Source organism: Micromonospora sp. NPDC051543, from assembly GCF_044454415.1.
In the GTDB taxonomy this organism is placed as follows: Bacteria; Actinomycetota; Actinomycetes; order Mycobacteriales; family Micromonosporaceae; genus Micromonospora.
Map to the genome: position 1 here is coordinate 138,068 of NZ_JBITDT010000010.1, position 24,301 is coordinate 162,368.

The 24,301-nt window shown below is 72.3% G+C and carries 20 protein-coding genes; 14 read left to right on the forward strand and 6 right to left on the reverse strand.

All coding sequences use genetic code 11. The features are described from left to right. The first annotated feature begins 8 nt into the window (after nt 1-8). The 6 genes from ACIA3K_RS19610 (at nt 9) to ACIA3K_RS19635 (ending at nt 8,622) form a co-directional block, all read left to right on the forward strand. The gene (locus tag ACIA3K_RS19610; RefSeq protein WP_396802692.1) at nt 9-2,231 is read left to right on the forward strand and encodes an FAD-dependent oxidoreductase; all 2,223 of its coding nucleotides are present in this window, start codon (nt 9-11) and stop codon (nt 2,229-2,231) included. 55 nt (nt 2,232-2,286) lie between these two features. After that, the gene (locus ACIA3K_RS19615; protein ID WP_396802693.1) at nt 2,287-3,552 is read left to right on the forward strand and encodes an enolase C-terminal domain-like protein; all 1,266 of its coding nucleotides are present in this window, start codon (nt 2,287-2,289) and stop codon (nt 3,550-3,552) included. Beyond that, nucleotides 3,549-4,694 carry a galactonate dehydratase gene (gene dgoD, locus ACIA3K_RS19620; RefSeq protein WP_396802695.1) on the forward strand — a complete coding sequence of 382 codons (1,146 nt, stop codon included), beginning with the start codon at nt 3,549-3,551 and terminating at the stop codon, nt 4,692-4,694. The genes ACIA3K_RS19615 and dgoD overlap by 4 nt, the downstream gene beginning before the upstream one ends. A gap of 43 nt (nt 4,695-4,737) precedes the next feature. Continuing rightward, a complete protein-coding gene (locus ACIA3K_RS19625) occupies nt 4,738-5,709 on the forward strand; it encodes an acetylxylan esterase (RefSeq protein WP_396802697.1) in 972 nt (323 codons plus the stop codon). 74 nt (nt 5,710-5,783) lie between these two features. Further along, a complete protein-coding gene (locus ACIA3K_RS19630) occupies nt 5,784-7,820 on the forward strand; it encodes a beta-galactosidase (RefSeq protein WP_396802699.1) in 2,037 nt (678 codons plus the stop codon). 151 nt (nt 7,821-7,971) lie between these two features. After that, a complete protein-coding gene (locus ACIA3K_RS19635; RefSeq protein ID WP_396802701.1) occupies nt 7,972-8,622 on the forward strand; it encodes a TOPRIM nucleotidyl transferase/hydrolase domain-containing protein in 651 nt (216 codons plus the stop codon). 3 nt (nt 8,623-8,625) lie between these two features. On the opposite strand, the gene ACIA3K_RS19640 is transcribed toward ACIA3K_RS19635, so the two are convergent. Next, on the reverse strand, nt 8,626-9,600 hold the full coding sequence (locus tag ACIA3K_RS19640; RefSeq protein ID WP_396802702.1) for an Acg family FMN-binding oxidoreductase: 975 nt from the start codon (nt 9,598-9,600) through the stop codon (nt 8,626-8,628). A 191-nt stretch (nt 9,601-9,791) separates the two neighbouring features. On the opposite strand from ACIA3K_RS19640, the gene ACIA3K_RS19645 reads away from it, so the two are divergent. Next, nucleotides 9,792-10,430, forward strand: coding sequence for a response regulator transcription factor (locus ACIA3K_RS19645; RefSeq protein ID WP_357123027.1), 639 nt, complete (start codon nt 9,792-9,794; stop codon nt 10,428-10,430). Nucleotides 10,431-10,536: 106 nt separating this feature from the next. Here ACIA3K_RS19645 and ACIA3K_RS19650 read toward each other — a convergent pair whose 3' ends face one another. From ACIA3K_RS19650 to ACIA3K_RS19670, 5 genes are all read right to left on the reverse strand, one after another. Beyond that, complete coding sequence (locus ACIA3K_RS19650) at nt 10,537-12,213, reverse strand: GAF domain-containing protein (RefSeq protein ID WP_396802950.1); 1,677 nt, start codon at nt 12,211-12,213, stop codon at nt 10,537-10,539. A gap of 97 nt (nt 12,214-12,310) precedes the next feature. Then, entirely contained in the window at nt 12,311-13,306 is a 996-nt protein-coding gene (locus tag ACIA3K_RS19655; RefSeq protein ID WP_396802704.1) for an Acg family FMN-binding oxidoreductase, read from the reverse strand. A 154-nt stretch (nt 13,307-13,460) separates the two neighbouring features. Then, the gene (locus tag ACIA3K_RS19660) at nt 13,461-14,306 is read right to left on the reverse strand and encodes a universal stress protein (RefSeq protein ID WP_396802705.1); all 846 of its coding nucleotides are present in this window, start codon (nt 14,304-14,306) and stop codon (nt 13,461-13,463) included. 11 nt (nt 14,307-14,317) lie between these two features. After that, on the reverse strand, nt 14,318-16,711 hold the full coding sequence (locus tag ACIA3K_RS19665; RefSeq protein ID WP_396802706.1) for a phosphoketolase: 2,394 nt from the start codon (nt 16,709-16,711) through the stop codon (nt 14,318-14,320). A 67-nt stretch (nt 16,712-16,778) separates the two neighbouring features. Then, nucleotides 16,779-17,639: a universal stress protein gene (locus tag ACIA3K_RS19670; RefSeq protein ID WP_396802707.1), complete on the reverse strand. Its 861-nt coding sequence runs from the start codon at nt 17,637-17,639 to the stop codon at nt 16,779-16,781. A gap of 169 nt (nt 17,640-17,808) precedes the next feature. On the opposite strand from ACIA3K_RS19670, the gene ACIA3K_RS19675 reads away from it, so the two are divergent. The 7 genes from ACIA3K_RS19675 to ACIA3K_RS19705 all read left to right on the forward strand — a co-directional run bounded on the left by ACIA3K_RS19675 (nt 17,809) and on the right by ACIA3K_RS19705 (nt 24,264). After that, nucleotides 17,809-18,045: a helix-turn-helix domain-containing protein gene (locus tag ACIA3K_RS19675; RefSeq protein ID WP_396802708.1), complete on the forward strand. Its 237-nt coding sequence runs from the start codon at nt 17,809-17,811 to the stop codon at nt 18,043-18,045. After that, nucleotides 18,045-18,623 carry a Clp protease N-terminal domain-containing protein gene (locus ACIA3K_RS19680; RefSeq protein ID WP_396802952.1) on the forward strand — a complete coding sequence of 193 codons (579 nt, stop codon included), beginning with the start codon at nt 18,045-18,047 and terminating at the stop codon, nt 18,621-18,623. Before ACIA3K_RS19675 ends, ACIA3K_RS19680 begins: the two co-directional genes overlap by 1 nt. 93 nt (nt 18,624-18,716) lie before the next feature. Beyond that, nucleotides 18,717-19,721, forward strand: coding sequence for a diacylglycerol/lipid kinase family protein (locus ACIA3K_RS19685; RefSeq protein WP_396802710.1), 1,005 nt, complete (start codon nt 18,717-18,719; stop codon nt 19,719-19,721). Then, entirely contained in the window at nt 19,714-20,715 is a 1,002-nt protein-coding gene (locus tag ACIA3K_RS19690; protein ID WP_396802712.1) for a YihY/virulence factor BrkB family protein, read from the forward strand. The genes ACIA3K_RS19685 and ACIA3K_RS19690 overlap by 8 nt, the downstream gene beginning before the upstream one ends. Nucleotides 20,716-20,785: 70 nt before the next feature. Next, complete coding sequence (locus ACIA3K_RS19695; RefSeq protein WP_396802713.1) at nt 20,786-22,276, forward strand: phosphatase PAP2 family protein; 1,491 nt, start codon at nt 20,786-20,788, stop codon at nt 22,274-22,276. A gap of 8 nt (nt 22,277-22,284) precedes the next feature. Further along, the gene (locus ACIA3K_RS19700; RefSeq protein ID WP_396802714.1) at nt 22,285-23,085 is read left to right on the forward strand and encodes an endonuclease/exonuclease/phosphatase family protein; all 801 of its coding nucleotides are present in this window, start codon (nt 22,285-22,287) and stop codon (nt 23,083-23,085) included. Between the two features lie 48 nt (nt 23,086-23,133). After that, nucleotides 23,134-24,264 (forward strand): hypothetical protein, encoded by a 1,131-nt coding sequence (locus ACIA3K_RS19705; RefSeq protein WP_396802716.1) that lies wholly within the window; start codon nt 23,134-23,136, stop codon nt 24,262-24,264. Nucleotides 24,265-24,301: the final 37 nt, after the last annotated feature.

Sequence of the window (24,301 nt, forward strand, 5' to 3'; positions counted from 1 at the left end):
TCATCACCATGCGTGTTGAACACGCCGGACACGACATCACAGTGGTGGGCGGTGGTCTGGCGGGTGTGTGCGCAGCCATCGCCGCCGCCCGCCTCGGCCGGACGGTCGCGCTGATCAACAACCGGCCGGTGCTGGGCGGCAACTCCAGCAGCGAGGTGCGGGTCTGGGTGGTGGGCGCCACGAGCCACGGCGACAACCACTACGCCCGCGAAGGCGGGATCATGGGTGAGCTGTTCGTGGAGAACCAGTACCGCAACCCGCAGGGCAACCCGTACGTGTGGGACACGGTCGTGCTCGACGCCGTGCGGGCGGAACCGAACATCTCCCTGTACCTCAACACCGACGTCCGTGACGTCGACGCGGACGGGCCGCCCGAGGCACGGCAGATCCACTCCGTCACCGGATGGATGATGGGCTCGGAGCGGCTCATCCACTTCTCGTCGCCGATCTTCCTCGACTGCACCGGTGACGGACTGGTCGGCCACCTGGCCGGCGCCGAGTACCGCATCGGCCGCGAGGCCAGCGGCCAGTACGGCGAACCCTGGGCGCCCGCCGAGGCCGACGACATCACCCTCGGCAGCACCCTGCTCTTCTACACCAAGGACGCCGGTGAGCCGGTCACCTACGTGGCGCCGTCGTTCGCCAAGGACATCACGCGGACCAGCATCCCGCAGCGACGCATCATCCGGGCCGGCGACAACGGCACCGCGTACTGGTGGATCGAGTACGGCGGGGAGCTGGACACCGTCCACGACAACGACGTCATCCGGGACGAACTGTGGTCGGTCATCTACGGCATCTGGGACCACATCAAGAACTCGGGCCGGTTCGACGCGGACACGATGACCCTGGAATGGGTCGGGGCCGTCCCCGGCAAGCGGGAGTACCGGAGGTTCATCGGCGACTACGTGCTGACCCAGAACGACATCATGGGCCAGAAGGAGTTCCCCGACCAGATCGCCTTCGGCGGTTGGTCCATCGACATGCATCCCCCGCAGGGCATGTACGCGACGGAGGCCGCCTCCAGACACCTGCACCCGGACGGCGTCTACCCCATCCCCTACCGGTGCCTGTACTCGGTGAACACCACGAACCTGCTGTTCGCCGGGCGCAACGTGTCGGCCAGCCACATCGCGTTCGGGTCGACCCGGGTGATGGCCACCTGCGCGACGCTGGGCCAGGCGGCGGGAACCGCCGCCGCCCTGTGTCTCGACGGAGAGGTGGTCCCACGTGAACTCGACGCGGGTCACCTCCAGCAGACCCTGTTGCGCGCCGACGCGTCGCTCATGGGCGTGGCCGCGACCGACCCCACCGATCAGGCCCGCACGGCGCTGGTGACGGCGTCCTCGACGCTGGACGGGATCGAGGTGACCGGACCGGGTGCCCAGTGGCCGCTGACCGCCGACGCCGGCATCGTGCTGCCGGTCGATCCCGCCCTGGCGGGGCCGGAACTCCTCGTCGACGCGGCCGAGGCCACGACGCTCATGGTGGACCTCTACGACCCCGGCCTCGGACAGAACTACGTACCGGGAACGCTGATCGACACCGCGCAGGTCCCGGTCGGAGCGGGCGTGCGGCAATGGGTCCGCCTCCCGCTGGCATGGACGCCGCCCACCGCGCGCAACGCCTTCCTGCGGGTACGGGCCAACCGCGCCGTGACCCTGCACGTCGCGGACACGACCGTCCCCGGCGTCCTGTCCCTGTCGCACGTGCCGCCGGCGGCGGACCGCAAGGAGCGGCAACCGGTGCTCGAGTGGAAGAGCGCGGCCCTGCGCCGCCGGACCTTCTGCCTGCGCACCGGTCCGACGGCGGCCTACTCCGCCGACAAGGTGGTGGACGGGTATCTGCGCCCCTTCGCCGGACCGCACCTGTGGATGTCGCGGCCCTTAGCCACGGACGGCGAACCGTGGTTGCAGCTGACCTGGGCCGAGCCGGTGACGGTGAGCCGGGTCGAGGTCATCGCCAACGACGACGTCAACGAGGACCTGATCAATCTGCCCCATCACCGGATGCCGTTCACGCTCATGCCGACGCTCGTGCGCGACTACCGGATCGAGGCCCGTGCCGCCGGGACCGACTGGCAGCCGCTCGTGTCGGTGGCCGACAACCGGCAGCGCCGCCGCACGCACCGTCTCGCGGCCCCGATCGTGACCGACCGGATCAGGGTCGTCGTCACCGCCACCAACGGCACCGGTTCGGCCCAGCTGATCGCCGTGCGGGCCTACCCCTGACGGTCTGCCGTCGCCGTCCATCCACGCAACGATCCTCGAACAGGAGACCACGTTCGTGCCCCTCAATCCCATGCCGGAGACGCAGGCACCCTGGCCCGGCCGTGACCGGCTGCGCATCACCGGCGTCCGGTCGATCGTCACCGCCCCGGAGGGCGTGCCGCTCGTCGTCGTCCGGGTCGACACCAACGATCCCGGCCTGTACGGGCTCGGCTGCGCGACGTTCACCCAGCGGTTCCACGCGGTCGCCGCCACCGTCGACCGTCATGTCGCGCCGCTGCTCGTCGGCCGCCATCCGGCCGACATCGAGGACATCTTCCGAATGGTCCACTTCTCGTCGTACTGGCGCAGCGGTCCGGTCATCAACAATGCCCTGTCCGGCGTCGACCAGGCGCTGTGGGACATCGCCGGCAAACGGGCCGGCATGCCCGTCTACGAGTTGCTCGGCGGGCGGGTCCGAGCGGCGGCCGACACGTACCTGCACGCCGGCGGGGCCACCGTCGACGCCACCCTGGAGCAGGCCCGCGCCCTGCTCGACCGGGGCTACCGACACGTCCGGCTCCAGGTCGGCAGCCCTGGCGTCGGCACCTACGGCGCTCCGGCCACGCCCGGCGAGTACCCCGGAACACCACATCCCGGCGGGTGGGACGTGCACCGCTACCTGCGCGACACCCCGGACCTGTTCGCGCAGGCCCGCACGGCCCTCGGGCCCGAGCCGCACCTGATGCACGACGTCCATTCCCGGCTGACCGTCAAGCAGGCTGTCGGACTGGCCCGCCAGCTCGAGGAGTACCGGCTGTTCTTCCTGGAGGATCCGATCGCCCCGGAGTTCTACGACCGGCTGAGCGAGGTCCGGGCGGCCGCACCCATGCCCATCGCCGTCGGCGAACAGGTGGCGTCGGTGGCCGACGCGGCCCGGCTCGTGACGGGTGGCGGCGTCGATCTGCTGCGCCTGCACATCTCCTCGATCGGCGGCCTGAGCCCGGCGCGCAAGCTCGTCGCCCTGTGCGAACTCCACGGTGTCGGCACCGCCTGGCACGCGCCGGCCGACGTGTCCCCGGTCGGCGCGGCGGCCAACGTCGCGCTCGACGTGACCAGCGCGGCGTTCGTCGTCCAGGAGGGGCACGAGTACTCACCCGACGTCCACGCGGTGTTCCCGGGCACGCTCGCACCCCGCAACGGCTTCCTCTACCCGTCGGACGCGCCCGGCTGGGGCATCGACCTCGACGAGGCGGAGGCCGCCAAGTACCCGCCCGTGGAGCACCTCCACGAACGGTGGTCGGCTCAGGTACGGCACCTCGACGGCGGGATCGTGGCCCCGTGAAGATCGACCGCCTGGAGACCTTCCTCGTCGCGCCCCGCTGGCTCTTTCTGAAGATCACCACTGATGACGGTGTCGTCGGCTGGGGCGAACCGGTCGTGGAAGGCCGCGCCGAGACCGTCCAGGCCGCCATCGGTGAGCTGTCCGACCTGCTCATCGGCAGCGATCCGATGCGCATCGAAGACCATTGGCAGGTCCTCACCCGCGGTGGCTTCTACCGCGGCGGCCCCGTACTCTCCAGCGCCGTCGCCGGCATCGACCAGGCGCTGTGGGACATCGCCGGAAAGGTGCGCGGGGCGCCGGTCCACGAACTGCTCGGCGGGCCGGTACGCGACCGCGTCCGGATGTACGGCTGGGCGTACGGCGAGACCGCCGAGCAGGTCGCCGAGAACGCCGCGGCGGCGATCGCGACCGGATACACCGCCGTCAAGATCGCACCGCCGGGCGCGATGGCGTTCCTGGACACACCCGCGGGCCTGAGATCGGTCGTCGATCTCCTGGCCAAGGTCCGCGACGCGATCGGCTCCGACTACGACGTGGCGATCGACCTGCACGGTCGCGCCTCGATCGCCGCCAGCCGTCGCCTCCTGCCACTGCTGGAGCCGTACGTGCCGCTGTTCGTCGAGGAACCGCTGCGGCCGGAGTACTCCAGCGACATCGCCCGGATCGTCACGGCGACCGCACTGCCGATCGCCACCGGCGAGCGGCTCTACACCCGGCGCGAGTTCCGGGACGTCCTGGACGCCGGCGTGGCCGTCGTCCAACCCGACCTCTCGCATGCCGGAGGCATCTCCGAGGTCCGGCGCATCGCCGCGGTCGCCGAGATGTACGACGCCGTCCTGGCCCCGCACTGCCCGCTCGGCCCCATCGCCCTGGCCGCATGCCTGCAGATCGACCTGGCCATCCCCAACTTCCTCATTCAGGAACAGGCCCTGGGCATCCACTACAACAACGGCCAGGACGGCCTGAACTATCTCGTCGACGCCGACGTCCTGCGGTTGCGGGACGGGCACGTGGAGCGTCTCGGCGCGCCCGGCCTCGGCATCGAGGTCGACGAGAAGGCGGTGCGCGCGGCGGCGGCACGAGGCCACCGCTTCCGTTCCCCCGTCTGGCGCGGCCCGGACGGCGCGTTCACCGAGTGGTGACGACCCACTCGACTTCCGACCACCCAGCAACCGTGGAGATGCCATGGCACAGTTCGACATGCCCGAAGACCGTCTACGCAGCTACCGGCCCGCGATCGCGGAGCCGGAGGACTTCGACAGCTTCTGGACCGCGACGCTCCAGGACGCGCGCGCCCATTCGCTGGATCTCACCGCTACGCCGGTCGACAACGGCCTTGCACTGATCGACACCCTCGACGTCACCTTCGCCGGCTACGACGGCAATCCGGTCAAGGCATGGCTGCACCTGCCCGTCACCCGCACCGGTGCACTGCCCGCCGTGGTGGAGTACGTCGGGTACGGCGGTGGCCGCGGCCTGCCGCACGAGCGACCGCTGTGGGCCATGGCCGGATATGCCCACCTCATCATGGACACCCGGGGTCAGGGCGCCAAGGGCCCCAAGGGGGACACGCCCGATCCCGACCCCGTTGGTGACCCCGCGATCGCGGGCTTCACCACCCGGGGCATCGCCAGTCCGGAAACCTACTACTACCGCCGGGTCTTCACCGACGGGGTCCGTGCCATCGACGCGGTACGGGAACTGTCCGAGGTGGACGCGAGCAGAGTTGCCGTGACCGGGACCAGCCAGGGCGGTGGAATCGCCACCGCCGTGGCCGGCCTCGCCCCGGGCCTGGTGGCCGCCATGCCCGACGTGCCGTTCCTGGCCGACTTCGCCCGTGCGCTGACCATCACCGACGCCTCGCCGTACGCCGAGATCACCGCCTATCTCAAGGTCCGCCGGGACCAACGTGACCAGGTGATGCGAACGCTCTCGTACTTCGACACGGCCAACCACGCCAAGCGGGCCAGCGCCTCGGCGCTGTACTCCGTCGGGCTGATGGACCAGGCCTGCCCGCCGTCGACCGTGTACGCCTCGTACAACCACTACGCCGGACCGAAGGAGATCCGCGTCTACCCGTTCAACGGCCACGAAGGGGGCCAGGCCTTCCATGAGATCGAGAAGCTGAGGTTCGCCGCCAAGCCGCTCGGTGGGTGAGCGGGGCACAGCCGAGCCGGCGGGGACCGGACCCACGTCACCACCAACAACAGCACCGCGGAAGAGGAGCCGGCATGCAGCCGCAGCAGAATCATCGATGGTTGCGCTGGCCATCGGACCCGTCCCGGAGCCGCCTCGCGTTCGGGGCCGACTACAACCCCGAGCAGTGGCCACGCCACATCTGGGACGCGGACGTCCGGGCCATGCAGGTGGCCGGCGTGAACATCGTCTCGTTGGGGATCTTCTCCTGGGCCCGGATCCAGCCGCAGGTGGACGTGTGGGACTTCGGGTGGCTCGACGAGATCATGGACCTGCTGCACGCCCACGGCATCGCCGTCGACCTGGCCACCGCGACCGCGTCCCCGCCGCCCTGGCTGACCACGATGCACCCGGAGATCCTGCCCGTCGACGGAGACGGCCGCACCATCTGGCCCGGCGCCCGCCAGCACTGGCGGCCGACTTCGCCGATCTTCCGATTGCATGCGCTCCGACTGACCCGCGCACTCGCCGAGCGGTACCGCGACCACCCGGCGCTGACCGCCTGGCATGTCAACAACGAGCTGGGCGGTGACAACGCCTACGACTACTCCGACGACGCCGCGACCGCGTTCCGGGACTGGCTGCGCCGCCGATACGGCACCCTGGACGCCCTCAACCGGGCCTGGGCGACCACGTTCTGGTCGCAGCAGTACAGCGACTGGGCGCAGATCCTGCCGCCACGGCGGGCGACCACACACCTCAACCCCACGCAGCAACTGGACTTCAAGCGGTTCTCCTCCGACGCGCTCAAGGACCACCTGCGCGCCGAACGATCCGTGCTGTACGAAGTGACCCCGGACATTGCCGTCACCACCAACTTCATGGTCATGGGCTGGTCCAAGGCCCTCAACTACGCCGACTGGGCCGCCGAGGTCGACTTCGTCGCCAACGACCACTACACGACGCCGGGCCCGCAGGCGCACGACGAACTGTCGTTCTCCGCCAACCTCACCTCGAACCTGGCCGGCGGGCGGCCGTGGTATCTCATGGAGCACTCCACCAGCGCGCTCAACTGGCAGCCGATCAACGTGGCCAAAGGACCCGGCGAGATGGCCCGCGACTCCCTCACCCACGTCGCCCACGGCGCCGACGCGGTCTGCTTCTTCCAATGGCGCCAGTCCGCGGCGGGCGCCGAGAAGTACCACTCGGCGATGCTGCCCCACGCCGGCGTCGACAGCACCATCTTCCGCGCCGTCACCGATCTCGGTGCCACGCTGCGCGACCTCGCCGAGGTGGCCGGCACGACGCGCCGGCCGTCCGGCGCGGCCATCGTCTTCGACTGGGAGTCCTGGTGGACGGCCGAGCACGACGCGCACCCCAGTGACCGGCTCCGCTACCGGCAGGAGGCCCTCGACTGGTACACGGCCTTTCTCGAACTCGGTATCCGCGCCGACGTGGTCCCCGTCGACGCGCCGCTGCATCGCTACGGTCTGCTCGTCGCCCCGATCCTGCATGTCGTGCCCGGAGCGCTCGCCGACCGGCTACGCGGCTACGTCGCCGACGGCGGGCATCTCGTCACCACCTACTTCTCCGGCATTGTCGACGAGCACGACCACGTCTGGCTCGACGGCTACCCGGGAGCCCTGCGCGATCTGCTCGGCATCAGGATCGAGGAGTTCGCCCCCCTGTCCGACGAGCAGAGCGTCGAGCTCGACAACGGCACGGTGGGCACCCTGTGGACCGACCGCGTCGACGTCAAGGACCCCGCGACCGAGGTCCTGGCCCGGTACCGCCAGGGCGGCCAGACCGGCCGCCCAGCCATCACCCGTCGGGCCGTCGGGTCCGGATCCGCCGCCTACGTCTCCACCCGCCTGGGGCCCGCCGGGCTCACCGTCGTCCTGGCCGACCTGGCTCAGCGGGCCGGCATCGACAGTGAACTCCCGCCGGACCTGCGCGGTCGCGTCGAACTGGCCGTACGCGGACCGTACTGGTTCCTGATCAACCGTACTGGGCAGCCCCTCGACATCTCCAACGTCGACGGCGAACGGCTCGGCTCCGGGACCGCCGTCCTGGCGCCGCGTGGCGTAGCGGTCCTGCGCCGCGCCACGGTCCCGGGGACAGCCCATGAGTGACGTCCTCGGGGCCCGCAGACGGGTGCTGGACAATGGGCCCGAATCGAACGCCCTCCAGATCCCCGTCAAGGGCCGGCTCACCCGGGCCAACCACCGACCACCAGCCGTTAACCGGTGGCGGGGTGGACCAACCGTTGCGAGACTCGGTCCCGTGCCCGAGCCGGACCGCTTCCGAGCCGCCGTACACCTGTGGGCGGCCGGCGGTCCCGATGCCGCGACGGCCGCCGCGGCGGCCCGGGAGTCGGCGGCCGGCCTGCGTACGGTCGTCCTCGTCGAGGGGGTCAGCGACCAGCGTGCGGTGGAGGCCCTCGCGGAGCGCCGGCACCGTGACCTCGCCGGTGAGGGTGTCTGCGTGGTGCCGCTCGGCGGCGCGATGAGCGTCGGCCGGTACCTGCGGCTGTTCGGGTCGCAGGGCCTCGCCGTCGCGGTGCTGGGGCTGTGCGACGAGGCCGAGGAGGGCTTCTTCCGCCGTGGCCTGAAGCAGGCGGGCTTCGGTGCCGCCCTGGACCGGTCGGCGATGGAGGCGCTCGGTTTCGGGGTGTGTGTGACCGACCTGGAGGACGAGCTGATCCGCGCGCTGGGCAGCGACGGCGTGCAGCGGGTCATCGCGGACCAGCGGGACCTGGGCCGGTTCCGGGTCTTCCAGAACCAGCCCGCCCAACGTGGCCGGTCGATCGAGCGGCAACTGCGTCGTTTTCTGGGCACCATGAGTGGGCGCAAGGCGCGCTACGCCGAGGCGCTCGTGCGGGCGCTCGACCCGGACCGCGTGCCCCGCCCACTGGACCGACTGCTCGCCAACTGAGTCTCAGGCCGGCACGACCGGCAGGTCCAGCACGTCGTCAACGGCGCGGCGCGGGGTGGGTCGGCCGGGCTGGCCGTACCCGACGCGTAGCACCATCTGCGGTGCGCCGAACCGCCCCAGCGACACGCGCAGCTGCTCCCGCGCCGTCGGCACCTCGATCGGCTGGGACAACATCGACACGCCCAACCCGGCGTCGACGGCGGTGAGCAGCACCCGTTGCAGGGCCTGACCGGCGACCACCTGGTCGATGGCGGTGTTGCCGACCGAGCCCAGCACCCCGACCAGCGGCTCGGGTTCGAAGTCCCGCCCCGGCGCGCGGTCGCGACCACCGAAGCCGCGCGTCGGCAGCACGTCCTGCGGCTCGTGCTGCGGCCCACCGGCCGAGACCGGTACGCCGTCCGGCGCGGACTCGTGGCGCAGCCACTGGTCCCGCTCGGCGCGGTAGACCGGGTCACGTTCCAGCACCCGGTGTGCGCTGCGGGCGATCTCGCCGAACGCGTTCACGGCGCTCACCCCGACCACTAGCTCCAGCCAGCACCCCTCGGCGCGGGCGGCGTCGCCGAGGCGCCAGCGGGCGTCGGACGGCACCGGGTCCGGCCAGAACGGCAGCCGGTTGCTGAACCGGCGGGGGATGGCCGTGTGCAGGCTCTGCTCGGTGGGGCTCGGCCGGCGCGGGAGGTCCGGCACCAGACGGGCCAACAGATCCGGCTCGGCCGGGTCCGGGCGCAGTCGCACCCGGGCGGGGACGCCGGCCACGGCCAACGCGATCCGCAGGTTGAACAGGGCCGCGCCGCAGGCGACCCGTACGCCCCAGCCACTGGCATCGGTCGCCGGCAGCCGCCGCGACGGGTCGGCCAGCACCTCGATCCCGCCGTCCCGCAGCCGGAACCGCCACGGCTGCGTGTTGTGCAACGACGGCGCCCGGACCGCGCTGGCGGCGGCGGTTCGCAGGTGGTCCGCGGTGTAGCCGATGTCCATGGCGTGCTCCCTCCCGGGGATGGGTCGTCCAGCCGTGACGGCTGGCGCACTCCACGGTTCGCCGATCGGGCGGCGCCGAGCAGGGCCGGACGTCCCGATCCACCGGGCCCGACCGGCCCACCCACGGTCGGTCCCTGCGGTCGGGACCTTCGGCCCGTGCACCCGTCGTGCGGCACGGGTAGAAACGAGGAATGATCCGCGTCTTCCTCCTCGACGACCACGAGGTCGTCCGCCGTGGCCTGGCCGACCTGCTGCAGAGCAGCGGCGACATCGAGGTGGTCGGCGAGTCCGGCTCCGCGCAGGAGGCGTCTCGTCGTATCCCGGCGCTGCGGCCGGACGTGGCGATCCTCGACGCACGGCTGCCCGACGGCAACGGCATCGACGTGTGCCGCGACGTCCGGGCCGTCGACTCGTCCATCAAGGGCCTGATCCTGACCTCGTACGAGGATGACGAGGCGCTGTTCGCCGCGATCATGGCGGGTGCCGCCGGGTACGTGCTCAAGCAGATCCGCGGCACCGATTTGGTCGACGCGGTACGCCGGGTGGCGGCCGGACAGTCCCTGCTCGACCCGGCGATCACCACGCGGGTGCTGGACCGTATCCGCAACGGCGTCGAGCAGCCGCGCGAGTTGAAGTCGCTCACCGAGCAGGAGCGGCGGATCCTCGAGTACGTGGCCGAGGGGCTCACCAACCGCGAGATCGCGGGAAGGATGTTCCTCGCGGAGAAGACGGTGAAGAACTATGTCTCCAGCGTGCTGGCCAAGCTGGGCCTGGAGCGCCGCACCCAGGCGGCGGTTCTGGCCACCCGCCTGCTCGGCAAGACCCCCTGAGCCACCCCCGTTCCCCGCGATCTTGCACTTTCTGCGCCGACGAAACCGACCTCGCCCCTCATATCGTCAACCGAAACTGCAAGATCGGCGAGAGCCGACCCGCCGGTCAGTCGCGCAGGGGCACTGACCAGTGCAGCTCGGTGCCTTGGGGGTTGGCGGGGTTGATCGTGAAGGTGCCGGCCAGGCGGTCGGCGCGTTCGCGGAGGTTGACCAGGCCGCCTCGGGCCGCACTCGGGTCGCAGCCCACCCCGTCGTCGGTGACCGTCACGCTCACCTGATCGCCCTCGACGCGTACGGCCACGTCGACGCGGGTGGCCCGCGCGTGGCGGACCGTGTTGGACAGCGCCTCGCGCAGCACGGCGGCCAGCTCCGGGCGGACGGTGTCGGGTACGGCGCTGTCCACCGGCCCGGTCAGCTCCAGGCGTGGCTTGAAACCCAGCGACTCGGCGGCCAGCTCGATCGCCTCGCGGATCTCGGTGCGCAGCGCGGCGGTCATCGGTGTCCGCAGCTCGAAGATGGTCCGCCGGATGTCGCGGATGGTGTCGTCGAGGTCGTCGACGGCGGCGTTGATCCGTTTGGCGACCTCGGGGCGGGTCATCATCGGCGCGGCGCTCTGCAACTGCAGGCCGGTGGCGAACAGTCGCTGGATCACCACGTCGTGCAGGTCCCGGGCGATCCGCTCGCGGTCCTCCAGGACCACCAACAGCTCGCGCTCCTCCTGACCACGCGCCCGCTCCATGGCCAGCGCCGCCTGGCCGGCGAAGCTGCCCAGCAGCGCCACGTCCTCGTCGCTGGCGCCGCCGCCACGCTCCGGCCGGTGCGCCACGATGAGCACGCCGTGCAGTGTCTCGGCGGTGGCCAGCGGTGAGACGATCGCGGGCCCGGTGTGCAGCAGCGCCGGCCAGGGCGCGGCGTGCGCGAGGTCGTCCACCTGATCGTGCCGTCCCTGCGCCACGGCCGCCCCGAAGCTGGTCTCGGCGGCCGGCAGGACCGCGCCGACCAGCGGCCGGGCCCGCTCGTCGACGCCGTCGACCACTTCCACGGTGAACTGCGCGGTGTCGGCGTCGTGCAGCAGCACCAGCGCCAACTCCGCCTCGGCGACCTCCCGGGCGCGGCGGGCGACGAGTGCCAGCGCGTCGGTGCGACGCACCTCGCCGAGCAGCACCGTGGTGATCTCGGCGGTCGCCGCGAGCCAGCGCTCCCGCCGGTGGGCGAGGGCGTACAGGCGGGCGTTCTCGATGGCCACGCCGGCGGCGGCGGCGAGCGCGACGACGATCTCCTCGTCGTCCTCGGTGAACTGCGCGCCGCCCTGCTTCTCGGCCAGGTAGAGGTTGCCGAACACCTGTTCCCGGATGAGTACCGGCACGCCCAGGAAGCTGTGCATGGGCGGGTGGTTGGCGGGGAAGCCGTAGGAGCGGGGGTGCTGGGTGATGTCCGGCATGCGCAGCGGGCGGGGATCGTCGATGAGCAGGCCGAGCACGCCCCGACCGTGCGGCAGGTCGCCGATCCGCGCGTGCTGCTCGGGCGTGATGCCGTGCACGATGAAGTCGTGCAGCAGCCGGTCCGGGCCGACCACGCCCAGCGCGCCGTACCGGGCACCGACCAGCTCGCAGGCCGCCTGCACGATGCGCCGCAGGGTGGTGCGCAGATCCAGGTTGGTGCCAATGCCGACGACCGCGTCGAGCAGCGCCCGCAGCCGCTCCCGGCTGGTCATCACCTCGCCGACCCGGTCCAGCATCTCCTGGAGCAGTTCGTCGAGGCGGACCCGGGACAGCGGGCTCAGGCCGAGCGACGGCGTGACCGGGGTTTCCGGGCGAGGCTGCGGGACGCTGCTGGTCACCGCGCGATCGTAGCGTCGGCCGGCGGTGACGATCGCCCCGTCAGGCCTGGTCGCCGCGCACCGCGGAGGTGTCGACCACCTGCTCGCTGGCCAGTCGCGGGGTGTGCGGCGGCCCCGCGTGCGCCGGGTCCGCGATCCCCAGGCGCAGCACGAGGTACGGGAAGCCGATGCCGGAGAGCACCTGACGCAGGGTCTGCCGGGTGCCGGGGACCTCGACGACCGCGCTGAGGGGTACCACCGACACGCCGAGCCGGGTCGCGGTCAGCCAGGCGGCGGAGAGGGCTTCACCGGCACGGAGCCAGCTGTCCCGGTCGTCCTCGTCGCCGTGCAGCAGCGCGTACACCGCCATCCGGTCGTGGCCGGGACCGATCGGCAGGCTGCCGGGGCGGCCGAAGTCGCGGCCCGGCACGGTGGTCTGTGGCGGCTCCGCGGGGAGCACGTCGGCGGGCAGACCGGTGCCGGTGTCGGCGCGGCTCGTCCAGTACGCCAGCTCGGCGCGCAGCTCCGGGTCCTCGGCCTCGACCGCGCCGGCGTGCCCGGCCGTGGCGGCCAGCTCCAGCACCTGGTCGCGGTCGAGGATCTGCAGGCGGCTGCCCTCGGCGGTGACCGTCCGGGTGATCTCCCCCATCGCGTCGTTGGGCACCGGCTCGTCGCTGACCGGCCGTCGGTCGGTGTGCCGCACCGACATGCACTGCACGAGGCGCATGGCGTCCGGATCGGCCTCGGTCCGGGTCAGGTCGGTCAGACGGGCCACCAGGCTCTCCTCGCCCGGGTCGGGCAGGCGGCGCACCACCGCGCGCCAGCCCTCAGCAGCCAGCGCCACCCGGGCGTGGTGCAGGGCGGCGCCGCAGCTGACCGCCAGCAGCCGCCCTTCCGGGTCGCCGGCCGCGAGCTGTCGGTCGGCGACCGTGTGCAGTTCCAGCGCCTCGGGGAGTACCCGCCAACGCCAGGGCTGCGTGTTGTGTACCGAGGGGGCGTGGCCGGCGGTGGCGGCGGCCTCCGCCAGCGCGGTGGTCAGCGAACTTTCCTGACTCATCGTCACGACCTTTCCGTCTCGACCATCGTGCCTGACCTCCTGACGTGTAAGGAGGGGCCCTTCCTATGCATCAGGCGTGAGAAAGGGGCCCTTCCTTAGCGTGGTGGGTTGTCGTTTCATCGTTGCCCCGCCGGGGTGCCGGTGGGGCTGGGCGTCAGCGTTCCCGAACGACGGCGACCGGGCAGCCGGCGTGCTGGATGACCTGCTGGCTGACCGAGCCGAGCAGCATCCCGGCCAGCCCGCCCCGTCCCCGGCTGCCGACCACCACCAACTGGGCCGACCGGCTCGCCTCGATCAGCGTCGCCGCCGCACTGCCCGCGACGAGGTCGACCGTGACCTCCAGCTCGGGGAACGTCCGCCGCCAGGGTGCGACCGCCTCCTCGACGGCCGCCCGCTCGTCGGGCGTCCCGGCCGCCCCACCCGGGCCCGGCGTCCAGGCGTGCAGCACGCGCAGCGGTACCCGTCGTTGGGTTGCCCGCTCGGCCGCGAAGCCGAGTGCCACCAGCGACGGCTCGGAGGCGTCCACCCCGACCGTCACGGGGTCGGCCGGGCCGTGGGCCGCGCCGTCGCGGACGATGACGACGGGACAGTGGGCGTGCGCGGCGACCGCCACCGCCGTCGAGCCGGCCAGCAGCCCGCCGAACCCGCCGTGACCCCGGCTGCCGAGCACCAGCATCCCCGCGTCGGAGGAGCGTTCCTGCAACACGAGGGCGGGTGGTCCGTCGTACACCTCGCCGGTGACCGTCAGGCCGGGATGCGCGGCGGCGGCGTCCGCCGCGGCCTTGCGGACCAGGTCGTCGACCTGCCGCCGGGCGGTGTCGTCCGGCCAGATGCCGGGCGCCACGCCCGGACCGACCCAACTGGCCACGGTCAGCCATTCGAAGATGTACGCCAGCCGCACCGGCTGACCGCTGCGCTCGGCCTCGTCCAACGCCCAGTCGAGGGCCACCGACGCGTCGGTCGAGCCGTCGTAGCCGACCAGAATCTCCGCGTCCCGCACGTCGTCCTCCTTCAGGGGTTGGTCGGGTCGGTCTCGCGGACCCACCGCCACTCGGCGACCTGTGGGTCGTCCTCGCCGTACCGGCGTGTGTAGTCGCGGGCCGCCTGTCGGGCGTCGACCATCTGCTGGCGTAGGTGCGCGGCGCGCGCGCCCAGCCCCGGCACCCGGTCGATGACGTCGATGACGAGGTGGAACCGGTCCAGGTCGTTGAGCATCACCATGTCGAACGGGGTGGTGGTGGTGCCCTCCTCCTTGTAGCCGCGTACGTGCAGGTTCTCGTGGTTGGACCGGCGGTAGGTGAGGCGGTGGATGAGCCACGGGTAACCGTGGTAGGCGAAGATGACCGGTCGGTCCGGGGTGAAGATGGTGTCGAACTCCTTGTCGGGCAGGCCGTGCGGGTGTTCGGTGTCCGGTTGCAGGCGCATCAGGTCGACGACGTTGACCAGCCGCACCTTCAGCTCCGGCAGGTGCTGGCGCAACAGGTCGGCGGCGGCCAGGGTCTCCAGGGTGGGCACGTCGCCGCAGCAGGCGAGAACGACGTCCGGCTCGCAGTCGTCGTCGTTGCTGGCCCACTCCCAGATGCCGAGGCCGCGGCGGGTGTGCTGGATCGCCTCGTCGACGGTGAGCCAGTTCGGCGCCGGCTGCTTCCCGGCCACGACCACGTTGATGTAGTGCCGGCTGCGCAGGCAGTGGTCCATGGTGGCCAGCAGGGTGTTGGCGTCCGGCGGCAGGTAGACGCGGACCACCTCGGCCTTCTTGTTGACCACGTGGTCGATGAAGCCCGGGTCCTGGTGCGAGAAACCGTTGTGGTCCTGCCGCCAGACGTGGCTGGACAGCAGGTAGTTCAGCGAGGCGATCGGCTGTCGCCAGGGGATGGCCCGGGTCACCTTCAGCCATTTGGCGTGCTGGTTGAGCATCGAGTCGACGATGTGGATGAACGCCTCGTAGCTCGTGAAAACGCCGTGCCGGCCGGTCAGCAGGTAACCCTCCAGCCAGCCCTGGCACAGGTGCTCGGACAACACCTCCATGACCCGGCCGTCCGGGGAGAGATGGTCGTCCCCGGGGACCGTGGCGGCCATCCAGACGCGGTCGGTCACCTCGAAGGCGGCGCCCAACCGGTTGGACGCGACCTCGTCCGGGCCGAACAGCCGGAACGTCTGCGGGTTGGCGGCAATCACGTCGCGGATCCACGGACCGAGCACCCCGGTCGCGCCGGCCATCGGCTGACCCGGTTCGGGTACGTCCACGCCGTACTCGCCGAAGTCGGGCAGGGCCAGGTCGCGCAGGACCACTCCGCCGTTGGTGACCGGGTTGGCGCTCATCCGCCGGTCACCGTGCGGCGGCAGGGTCCGCAGCTCGTCGACCGGCGCTCCGGTGGCGTCGAACAGCTCCTCCGGTCGGTAGCTGCGTAGCCAGCGCTCCAGCTCGGCCAGGTGCGCCGGGTTGTCGCGTACGCCGGACAGCGGCACCTGGTGCGCGCGGTAGGTGCCCTCCACCTCCGTACCGTCGACCTCGCGTGGTCCCGTCCAGCCCTTCGGCGTCCGCAGGATGATCATCGGCCAGCGGGGACGCTCGACGACGCCGCCGGAGCGAGCCCCGCGCTGGATCGTGGCGATCTCGTCCAGTGCCCGGTCCAGGGTGGCCGCGAGCGTGCGGTGCACCACGCTCGGGTCGTCGCCGGCCACCACGTACGGCTCGTAACCCGAGCCCCGCATGAGGTCCAGCAGGTCCGTCTCGGGGATCCGGGACAGCACGGTGGGATTGGCGATCTTGTAGCCGTTGAGGTGCAGGATGGGCAGCACCGCGCCGTCCCGGGCCGGGTTGAGGAAGACGTTCGAGAGCCAACTGCCGGCCAGTGGGCCGGTCTCGGCCTCACCGTCGCCCACCACGCAGGCGACCACGAGATCCGGGTGGTCGAACGCGGCGCCGTAGGCGTGGCTCAGGGCGTACCCCAGCTCGCCGCCCTCGTGGATCGAACCTGGCACGTCCGCCGCGACGTGGCTGGGGATGCCGCCGGGAAAGGAGAACTGGCGGAACAGCCGGGCCATGCCGGTCTCGTCGCGTGCGACGTCGTGGTAGCGCTCGGACCAGGTGCCCTCCAGCCACGTGTTGGCCACGATGGCCGGGCCGCCGTGCCCGGGGCCGGTGACCAGCATGGCGTTCAGGTCGCGGGCGACGATCACGCGGTTGAGGTGGGCGTAGATCAGGTTGAGCCCGGGGCTGGTGCCCCAGTGCCCGAGCAGCCGGGGCTTGATGTCGTCGGGGGTCAGCGGCTCGCGCAGCAGGGGGTTGCCCAGCAGGTAGATCTGCCCGACGGTGAGGTAGTTCGCGGCACGCCAGTAGGCGTCCAGCCGGCGCAGCTCGTCGTGGGTGAGTGCGCGCTGTACGTCTTCAGCGGTGTCCATGATGCTGCCTCTCGCGAGTAGGGGGTGGGTGTCCGCCGTCCAGCCTCGCCGCCGCGGACGTGGTCGGTCAGGGTCCTTGGTCCCGGATCGGGTGGGCGTCGGGCCCGGGGAGCGGCACCTCGGCCAGGCCGCGTACGACGACCACCGGGGCGGGGGAGTGGTAGAGCAGGGACTGGGCGACCGCGCCGAGCATGGCGCGTCCCGGTTCGTCGCCGCGGGCGGCGACCAGCGCCATCTGGACCGACCGTGACGTGTCGATGAGCACCTGCGCGGGGTCGCCGCGCACGACCCGGCACTCGGTGGGCACTCCGGCGTGCCGGTCGACGTGGCGGGCCAACGCCTCGCCGAGCTGCTCGGTGACCGCGTCGGTGTCCTCGTCGCTCTCCACCACCCGCAGGGCCACGAGGCGCGCGCCGCGTCGGGCGGCGCACTCGACGGCCCACCGTAGGGCGAGGTGGGAGCTGGGCGAGCCGTCCACTCCGGCCAGGACCGGTCCCTGCGGCGGCGGTTCGCGGCGGACCACCAGCAGCGGGCAGTTGGCCCGCGCCGCCAACTGCACGGCGGGCGTGTCGGCCGGTACGCACTGACCGCTGCCGGCCATTCCGCTGTCCCCGACGGCCAGCAGGAAGGCCGTCTCGGACCGGCGGATGAGGGTGGGCAGCATGGCGCTCTCGACGATCTCGGCGCGCACGGTCAGACCCGGTTCGACCTGGTGGGCGAGCTGAGCCGCCCGGGTGATCAGACTCTCGGCGGCGTTGCGGGGCGCGGCCACGGTGTCCGCCGCGAAGGCGGCGTGCCAGTCGAAGGTGTGCACCAGGTGCAGGGGCCGACCGTGGCCGGCGGCCTCCTGGGCGGCCTGCTCCACGACCGGTAGGTCACCGTCCGAGCCGAGGCCGACCAGCACCTCCGCGTCGGCCGATGCCGCCATCCGATACCACCTCCCGGGCGTCGCGCCCGGCACGACCACGCTGTCCCTGCACCGAGGGTAGTCGGATGACTGCGGCGTGTGGGTGGGATCGACCCATGGGGTACGCGAACCAGGGCTCGCGGTGTCAACGAATGTTGACGAACGGGCGCTGTCAACGTATGTTGACAGCATGAGTCAGGCAACGGAACTCGCGGCGGCAGCCGGCAGCACCGACCCCCGGGTCGGGCTCCGGGCCGTCCGCGCGCTGCGCCGGCTGCTCGAGCGACTGGAGGTGGTCCAGGTGGACAACGCCCGGCGACAGGGCTGGTCCTGGCAGGAGATCGCCGACGCGCTCGAGGTCAGCCGGCAGGCGGTGCACAAGAAGCACGCCGGGCGACCGGCGGTCAACTCAACCTGGGAGGCGTGATGTTCGAACGGTTCACCGACCGGGCGCGAGGCGTGGTGCGTCGGGCGCTCGAGGAGGCCCGGGCCGAGGGCCAGCGGCCGGTCGGCACCGAACACCTGCTGCTCGCCCTGCTCGCCGACGAGGACGGCCTGGCCGGCCGGGTGCTGGCCGACGCCGGGGTCCGCGCCGACGACCTGCGTGAGCGGGTCCGGCGGCACACCACGAGCGGGGGCGCCGGCCTCGGCGACGCGGACGCGGCGGCGCTGCGCGAGATCGGCATCGACCTCGCCGCGATCGTGGCCCGCATCGAACAGTCCTTCGGCCCCGACGCGCTGCGCGAGGCGGTGCCGGCCCCGCGTCGCCGCTGGGGGCGTCGCCGCTACCTGGGCGGCCCGTTCTCGCCCCGCTCGAAGAAGGCGCTGGAGCTGTCGTTGCGGGAGGCGCTGCGGCTGCGGCACAAGCACATCGGCACCGAGCACATCCTGCTCGGGGTGCTGCGTGAGGGCCAGGGACTGGGCGCGCTGGTGCTCACCGAGGCCGGGGTCGATCTCGACGATCTGCGTCGCCGGGTGGAGGCGGCGCTGCGCGCGGCGGCGTGACGGGCACCCGCGCGTTGAAACCTGTCTGTGGCACTTCCGACGCCTGCGGTTCGCCGGGTCGCTGAGAGCGGCCCGGTGCTGCACACTGACGCCGTGGATGCTGGACAGGACAGGCGCCCCTCAGGTGGCGACGGCGGGCTGCGCTCCGCCGTGGTGGTCAACCCGGCGAAGGTCACCGATCTCGACGAGCTGCGCCGTACCGTGAACGACGCGCTCGCCGCCGCCGGGTGGCCCGAGCCGCAGTGGTTCGAGACGACCGTCGACGATCCCGGCCGGGGCCAGACCGAACAGGCCGTCAAGGACGGCGTCGACCTGGTCTTCGCCTGCGGCGGCGACGGCACCGTGATGTCCTGCGTCAGCGCGCTCGTCGGCACCGACGTGGCCCTCGCCGTCCTGCCGCAGGGCACCGGAAACCTGCTCGCCGCCAACCTCGGCCTCTCCACCGACCTCCCGGCAGGGCTCCAGGTCGCCGTCGAACGCGGTCGGCGGCTGCTCGACGTCGGTGCGGTGGAGGACCAGTACTTCACCGTGATGGCCGGCATGGGTTTCGACGCCCAGATGCTCGACGCCACCAACGAGACCACCAAGGCCCGCATCGGCTGGCCGGCGTACGTGATGGGTGCCGTGAAGCACCTGCGGGACCGGCCGATGCGGGTGCAGATCCGCATCGACGACCGCCCGCCGGTGCGCCGCCGGGCCCGCTCGGTGCTGATCGCCAACGTCGGCCGGCTCCAGGGCGGCGTGACCCTGCTGACCGAGGCCGAGCCGGACGACGGTTGGCTCGACGTCGCCGTGCTCACCCCGCGTAACCTGCGGCACTGGCTCGCGCTCGGCTGGGCCGTGGTCCGCCGCAGCGGCCAGGTGCCGCAGATGGAGGTCTTCCGCGGCCGGACGGTGGTGGTCAGCAGCAACCGCCCGCAGCCACGGGAGCTGGATGGCGACCTCATCGCCCCCGGACGGCAGCTCCGCGCCGAGATCCGGCCGCAGGCGTTGTGGCTCTGCGTTCCGCAGCCCGAGGACGCTCCCGACCTGTCCGTCGACGCACAGGGCGCCGGGGAGCGGGGCGAGCAGCTGATCGAGGAAGCGCGCCGTGAGTAGCACCCGGATGGTGCCGGAGACCCGGCTGATGGCCGACCAGGAGCTGTCGGCCGACGACGCCTGGCACACACTGCGCCGCAAGGGCGGCTGGCACCTGCTGCGGGACGCGTTCATCCGGTTCCGCTACGGCGACGGGTTCAGCCACTCCCGCGCGTTCGCGTTGCAGCTCTGCCTGGCCGTGGTGCCGTTCCTCATCGCGCTCACCGGTCTGATCAGCGAGCTGGGCGTCGAGGAGGGCGGCCGGGTCGTCGCCGACACCGTGCTGGCGCTCACCCCCGGCCAGAGCGCCGAGGTGGTCGGCGAGCTGCTCGGCGAGGGCGAACGCGTCGAGGACGCGGGGGAGCTGGCGCTCACCCTGGGTCTGCTCACCGGTCTGGTCGCGCTGACCACGACGATGGCCCAGATCGAGCGTGGCGCCAACCGCATCTACGGCGTCGAGCGGGACCGTCCGGCCCTCTGGAAGTACCTACGGGCGGCCGTCCTGGCGGTCACCGCCGGCCTGCCCGCGCTGGCCGGCTTCCTGATCCTCGTCGGCGGCGGCGCGATGGGCGACTCGGTGCGCGAGCACTACGAGTGGGGCGAGACCGCCAACATCATCTGGAACGTGATCCGGTTTCCGTTGAGCCTCGGTCTGACCGTGCTCGCCGTGGCGGTGCTGTTCCGGCACGCGCCACGCCGCAACCAGCCCGGCCTGTCGTGGCTGTTCTTCGGCGCCGGCATCGCCACGGCCCTGTGGTGGCTCGCCAGCCTGCTGCTCGCCGCGTACGTCAAGTTCAGTGAGGGCTTCGGGCAGACGTACGGGGCGTTGACCGGCATGATGGCGCTGCTGCTCTGGGCCAACCTGACCGGCATGGCGCTCTTCGGCGGGCTGGCCTTCGCCGCCCAGTTGGAGGCGCTGCGGATCGGCGTGCAGGAGCCGGCGCAGCCCGACCTGTGGGAACCCGAGGCCGACCGCGCCGAGTTGTTCGACACCGGGGACATGACCGCGCTCTGAGCGCGTTCGGGTGTACGCCGGACGCGGATCGGGTACCTCGCCTCGCCAGGTACGACAAGGGAGGTGCGGGGTGACCGCGGTCAAAGATGTGACTCGGCGTCCGATCGGTCATTTCGCCGAACGGAGCATCGCCGGTCTGGTCGCCGTCATCGGCGCCGGTGCGGCGTTCGGACTGTTGCTGTTGCTCGTCCGCTTCCGCTGGAGCCCGTTGCAGCAGGCCGACCACGAGCTCGCCGAGTGGTTCAACTCGCTCGTCGCCCCACACCACGCGCTGGTGACCGTGCTGCAGGCGGTGACCGACCTGGGTGGCCGGCCGATCCTCATCTGGCTGGTCGCGATCCCCGCGATCGGTCTGCTGATCCGGCGGCAGCCCCGGCTGGCCGTCTACCTGATCGTCACGGGGGTCGGCGGGCTGATCCTCGACCCGTCGCTCAAGGCGCTCGTCGGTCGACTCCGCCCGGTGGTGGACGTCCCGGTCGCCAGCGCTCCCGGCAACAGCTTCCCGAGCGGGCACGCCCTCGGCTCCATCGTCGCGTACGGGGCGCTGCTGCTGGTGTTCCTGCCGGCGATGGCACCCCGCTGGCGCAAGCCCGCGATCGTCGGCGTCGGCGTGCTGGTGGTGCTGATCGGGCTGACCCGGATCTCGCTGGGCGTGCACTTCGTCTCCGACGTGCTGGGCGCCTGGCTGCTCGGTGCCGCCTGGCTGGGCGTCACCGCGTACGCCTTCCGGCTGTGGCGGCGCGAGCGCGGCAAGCCGGTGCCGCCGCTGACGGAGGGGCTGGAGCCGGAGGCGGGGCACGACATCTCCATCGCCCCGGCCGAGGAGCGGGTGCTGGCGCACCCCCGCTCGGCGGTGGCCGAGCTGCTGGTCGGCTGGGTGCTGGTGTTCGGCGCGCTGTACGGCTTCGGCATGTTCGTCAGCTACCACGCCAAGGGCACCTTCTTCGCGACCCTGGACACCGAGGTTCCGCGCTGGTTCGCCGACCGGCGCACCGACGTGCTGACCGACGTGAGCTGGTGGTGGAGCAAGTTCGGGGACACCCACGCCATCCTGCTCATCTCGCTGGTGTTCTGCCCGCTGGTGCTCGCGGTGTGGCGGCGGTGGCGGCCCGTGCTGTTCGTGGTGCTGGCGATGGTCGGTGAGTTGACCCTCTTCCTCGCCTCGGCGCACGTGGTCGGCCGGCCGCGTCCGCCGGTGGAGAACCTGGACGGGCAGATGCCCACCTCCTCGTTCCCGTCCGGGCACATCGCGGCCACGATCTGCGTCTGGCTGGCGATGACGCTGATCGTGTTCCCGCGTACCGACCGCTGGTGGCGGTGGATCTTCGTGGCGCTGGCCGTGATCATGCCGGCCGGGGTCGCCACCTCCCGGATGTACCGGGGGATGCACCATCCGACCGACTTCATGGGCGCGATCCTGCTCTCCGCGCTCTGGATCGGCCTGCTCTACTTCGTGATCCGCCCCAACGCCGACCTGGCGGAGGGCAACCAACCGGCCATCGAGTCGGAGGACGTGGACACCCTCGACGACGAGCTGGCGCGGGCCGGCCGACCGGACTGAGCACCGCGATGCTGCGGGTGATGACCTGGAACATCCGTACCGGCGGCCGGGACCGTGGCGGCTCCGACCGGCTGGATCGGGTGGTCCAGGTCGTCGACCAGCAGGCGCCGGACGTGTTGGCGTTGCAGGAGCTGCGCGGCTTCGACCGGTCGGGGCTGATGGACACCATTGCGGACCGGGTCGGGATGACGCCCCACCTCGCCCGGTCCTGCTTCGGGCAGCCGGTGGCGGTGCTGGTCCGGCCGCCGTACCGGGTGCTCGCCGCGGGGCCCCTGCGTCGGCCGTTCCACCACGCCGCCGCCCGCGTCGTGGTGTCCACCCCGGCCGGGCCGCTCACCGTTGTCGGCACCCACCTGTACCCGTACTCCGGAGGCCGTCGACGGATGGAGGTCGACTGGTTGGTCGCTGCCCTGCGCCGCGCCCCCGGGCCGATGACCCTGCTCGCCGGTGACCTCAACTCGCTCGACCCGACGGTCGACCACACCGCTCGTCTGGACGGCCTGCCCGCTCTCTACCAGCGACGGCACCTCCGTCGGCGCGGCGGTGCCGTGGACACCCGCGCGGTCGCCCGGCTGCTCGCCGCCGACCTGGTCGACCTGTGGCCGTCCGCCAACGACGACGCGCCGGAGGCCGCGGGTCTGACCGTCCCCACCCGGTTCGGCGGTGCGGAGTTCGCCGGGATGCGCCTGGACTACCTGTTGGGCAGCCGTGCGGTGGCCGAGCGGGTGCGCGACTGCCGGGTGATCCGCGACGCGACGACGGACACGGCCTCCGACCACTATCCACTGCTGGCCACCATCGACCTGTGACCGCGTCGGGGCCCCGGCGGATGGCGCCGTCGGGCTACCGTGCCCACCGTGACCGAGCGCCGCACCCTCCGTCCGCCGCTGCCCGGGCCGCCGACCGACCGGCCGGGCTCGCCGACGGTGACGCTCGCGGCCCTCGCTCCGTCGGCGGTGGGCACGACCGAGCCGGACACCGTCGCACTGCCGCTCGTCGCGGCCGTCGCGCGCGGTGTCGCGCTGGTCTTCGTGCTGCCGGTACGCCTGCTCTGGGAGCTGATCGCGGCTGCCGGCCGGCTGCTGGGCCGGTACCTGCTGACCCCGGTCGGGCGGTTCCTGCGCGACTGGCTGGTGGCCCCGTTGGTCTGGGCCCTGGACCGGCTGGTGTGGCGTCCGCTGCTCTGGTGCGCCGACCATCTGTTGTGGCGTCCCCTGCGCTGGGTGGCCCGCAACCTGGTGTGGGTGCCGCTGGTGTGGCTGGCCCGGGGTGTCGCGTGGGTGGCCCGCAATCTGGTCTGGGTGCCGCTGGTGTGGCTGGGGCGCGGCGTGGCCTGGGTGGCCCGCACGCTCGTCTGGCTGCCGCTGGTGTGGTTGGCGTACGCCTTCGCCTGGACGGTCCGCACGATCCTCTGGACGCCGCTGGTGTGGTTGGCCCGCCATGGCCTGCGCCCACCTCTGGTGGCCCTGGGCCGGGTGCTGGTCTGGCTGGCCAAGCACCTGGTCGTGCGGCCGCTGCGTTGGCTGGGCGCGGCCCTCGCCCCCGCCGGACGGCTGCTGTGGCGCGGCGTCGCCGTGCTCGCCGGGGCGGTGGGCGCCGCGCTCGTCGCGCTGGCACGGGGAGCCCGGTGGGTCGGGGTCGGCCTGGCGCGGGGAGTCTGGTGGCTCGTCGTCGGGTTCGGCCGGCTGGCCGTGGCCGCGCTGGTGGGGGCGTGGCGGACCGCCGGCTGGCTGTTGCGGTGGGTCTACCGACTGCTGCTGCGCCCGGTCGGGCTGGGGCTGCGCTGGCTGTGGCGGCACACCGTACGTCCGCTGCTGTCGGGCATCCGCTGGGTCTGGTCGGTGACGGTCGTACCGGTGGCGCGTGGCCTGCGCGCGGGCTGGCGGGCCACCGTCACGCCGGCGGCCCGCTGGACCCGGCGCGCGGTGCTCGACCCGGCCCGGGTGGCGTCCCGCGAGGTGCTGAGCGCACTGGGTCTGCGCCGCTGACGACGCCTCAGAGCACCAGGTTGAGCAGCACGGTCAG

Bases quoted from the DNA above. Each gene is read 5' to 3' on its own strand.
- ACIA3K_RS19665 (WP_396802706.1), bottom strand. From the start codon at position 16,711: ATGGACACCGCTGAAGACGTACAGCGCGCACTCACCCACGACGAGCTG.
- ACIA3K_RS19670 (WP_396802707.1), bottom strand. From the start codon at position 17,639: ATGGCGGCATCGGCCGACGCGGAGGTGCTGGTCGGCCTCGGCTCGGAC.
- ACIA3K_RS19630 (WP_396802699.1), top strand. From the start codon at position 5,784: ATGCAGCCGCAGCAGAATCATCGATGGTTGCGCTGGCCATCGGACCCG.
- ACIA3K_RS19680 (WP_396802952.1), top strand. From the start codon at position 18,045: ATGTTCGAACGGTTCACCGACCGGGCGCGAGGCGTGGTGCGTCGGGCG.
- ACIA3K_RS19645 (WP_357123027.1), top strand. From the start codon at position 9,792: ATGATCCGCGTCTTCCTCCTCGACGACCACGAGGTCGTCCGCCGTGGC.
- ACIA3K_RS19625 (WP_396802697.1), top strand. From the start codon at position 4,738: ATGGCACAGTTCGACATGCCCGAAGACCGTCTACGCAGCTACCGGCCC.
- ACIA3K_RS19675 (WP_396802708.1), top strand. From the start codon at position 17,809: ATGAGTCAGGCAACGGAACTCGCGGCGGCAGCCGGCAGCACCGACCCC.
- ACIA3K_RS19655 (WP_396802704.1), bottom strand. From the start codon at position 13,306: ATGAGTCAGGAAAGTTCGCTGACCACCGCGCTGGCGGAGGCCGCCGCC.
- ACIA3K_RS19610 (WP_396802692.1), top strand. From the start codon at position 9: ATGCGTGTTGAACACGCCGGACACGACATCACAGTGGTGGGCGGTGGT.
- ACIA3K_RS19700 (WP_396802714.1), top strand. From the start codon at position 22,285: ATGCTGCGGGTGATGACCTGGAACATCCGTACCGGCGGCCGGGACCGT.
- ACIA3K_RS19640 (WP_396802702.1), bottom strand. From the start codon at position 9,600: ATGGACATCGGCTACACCGCGGACCACCTGCGAACCGCCGCCGCCAGC.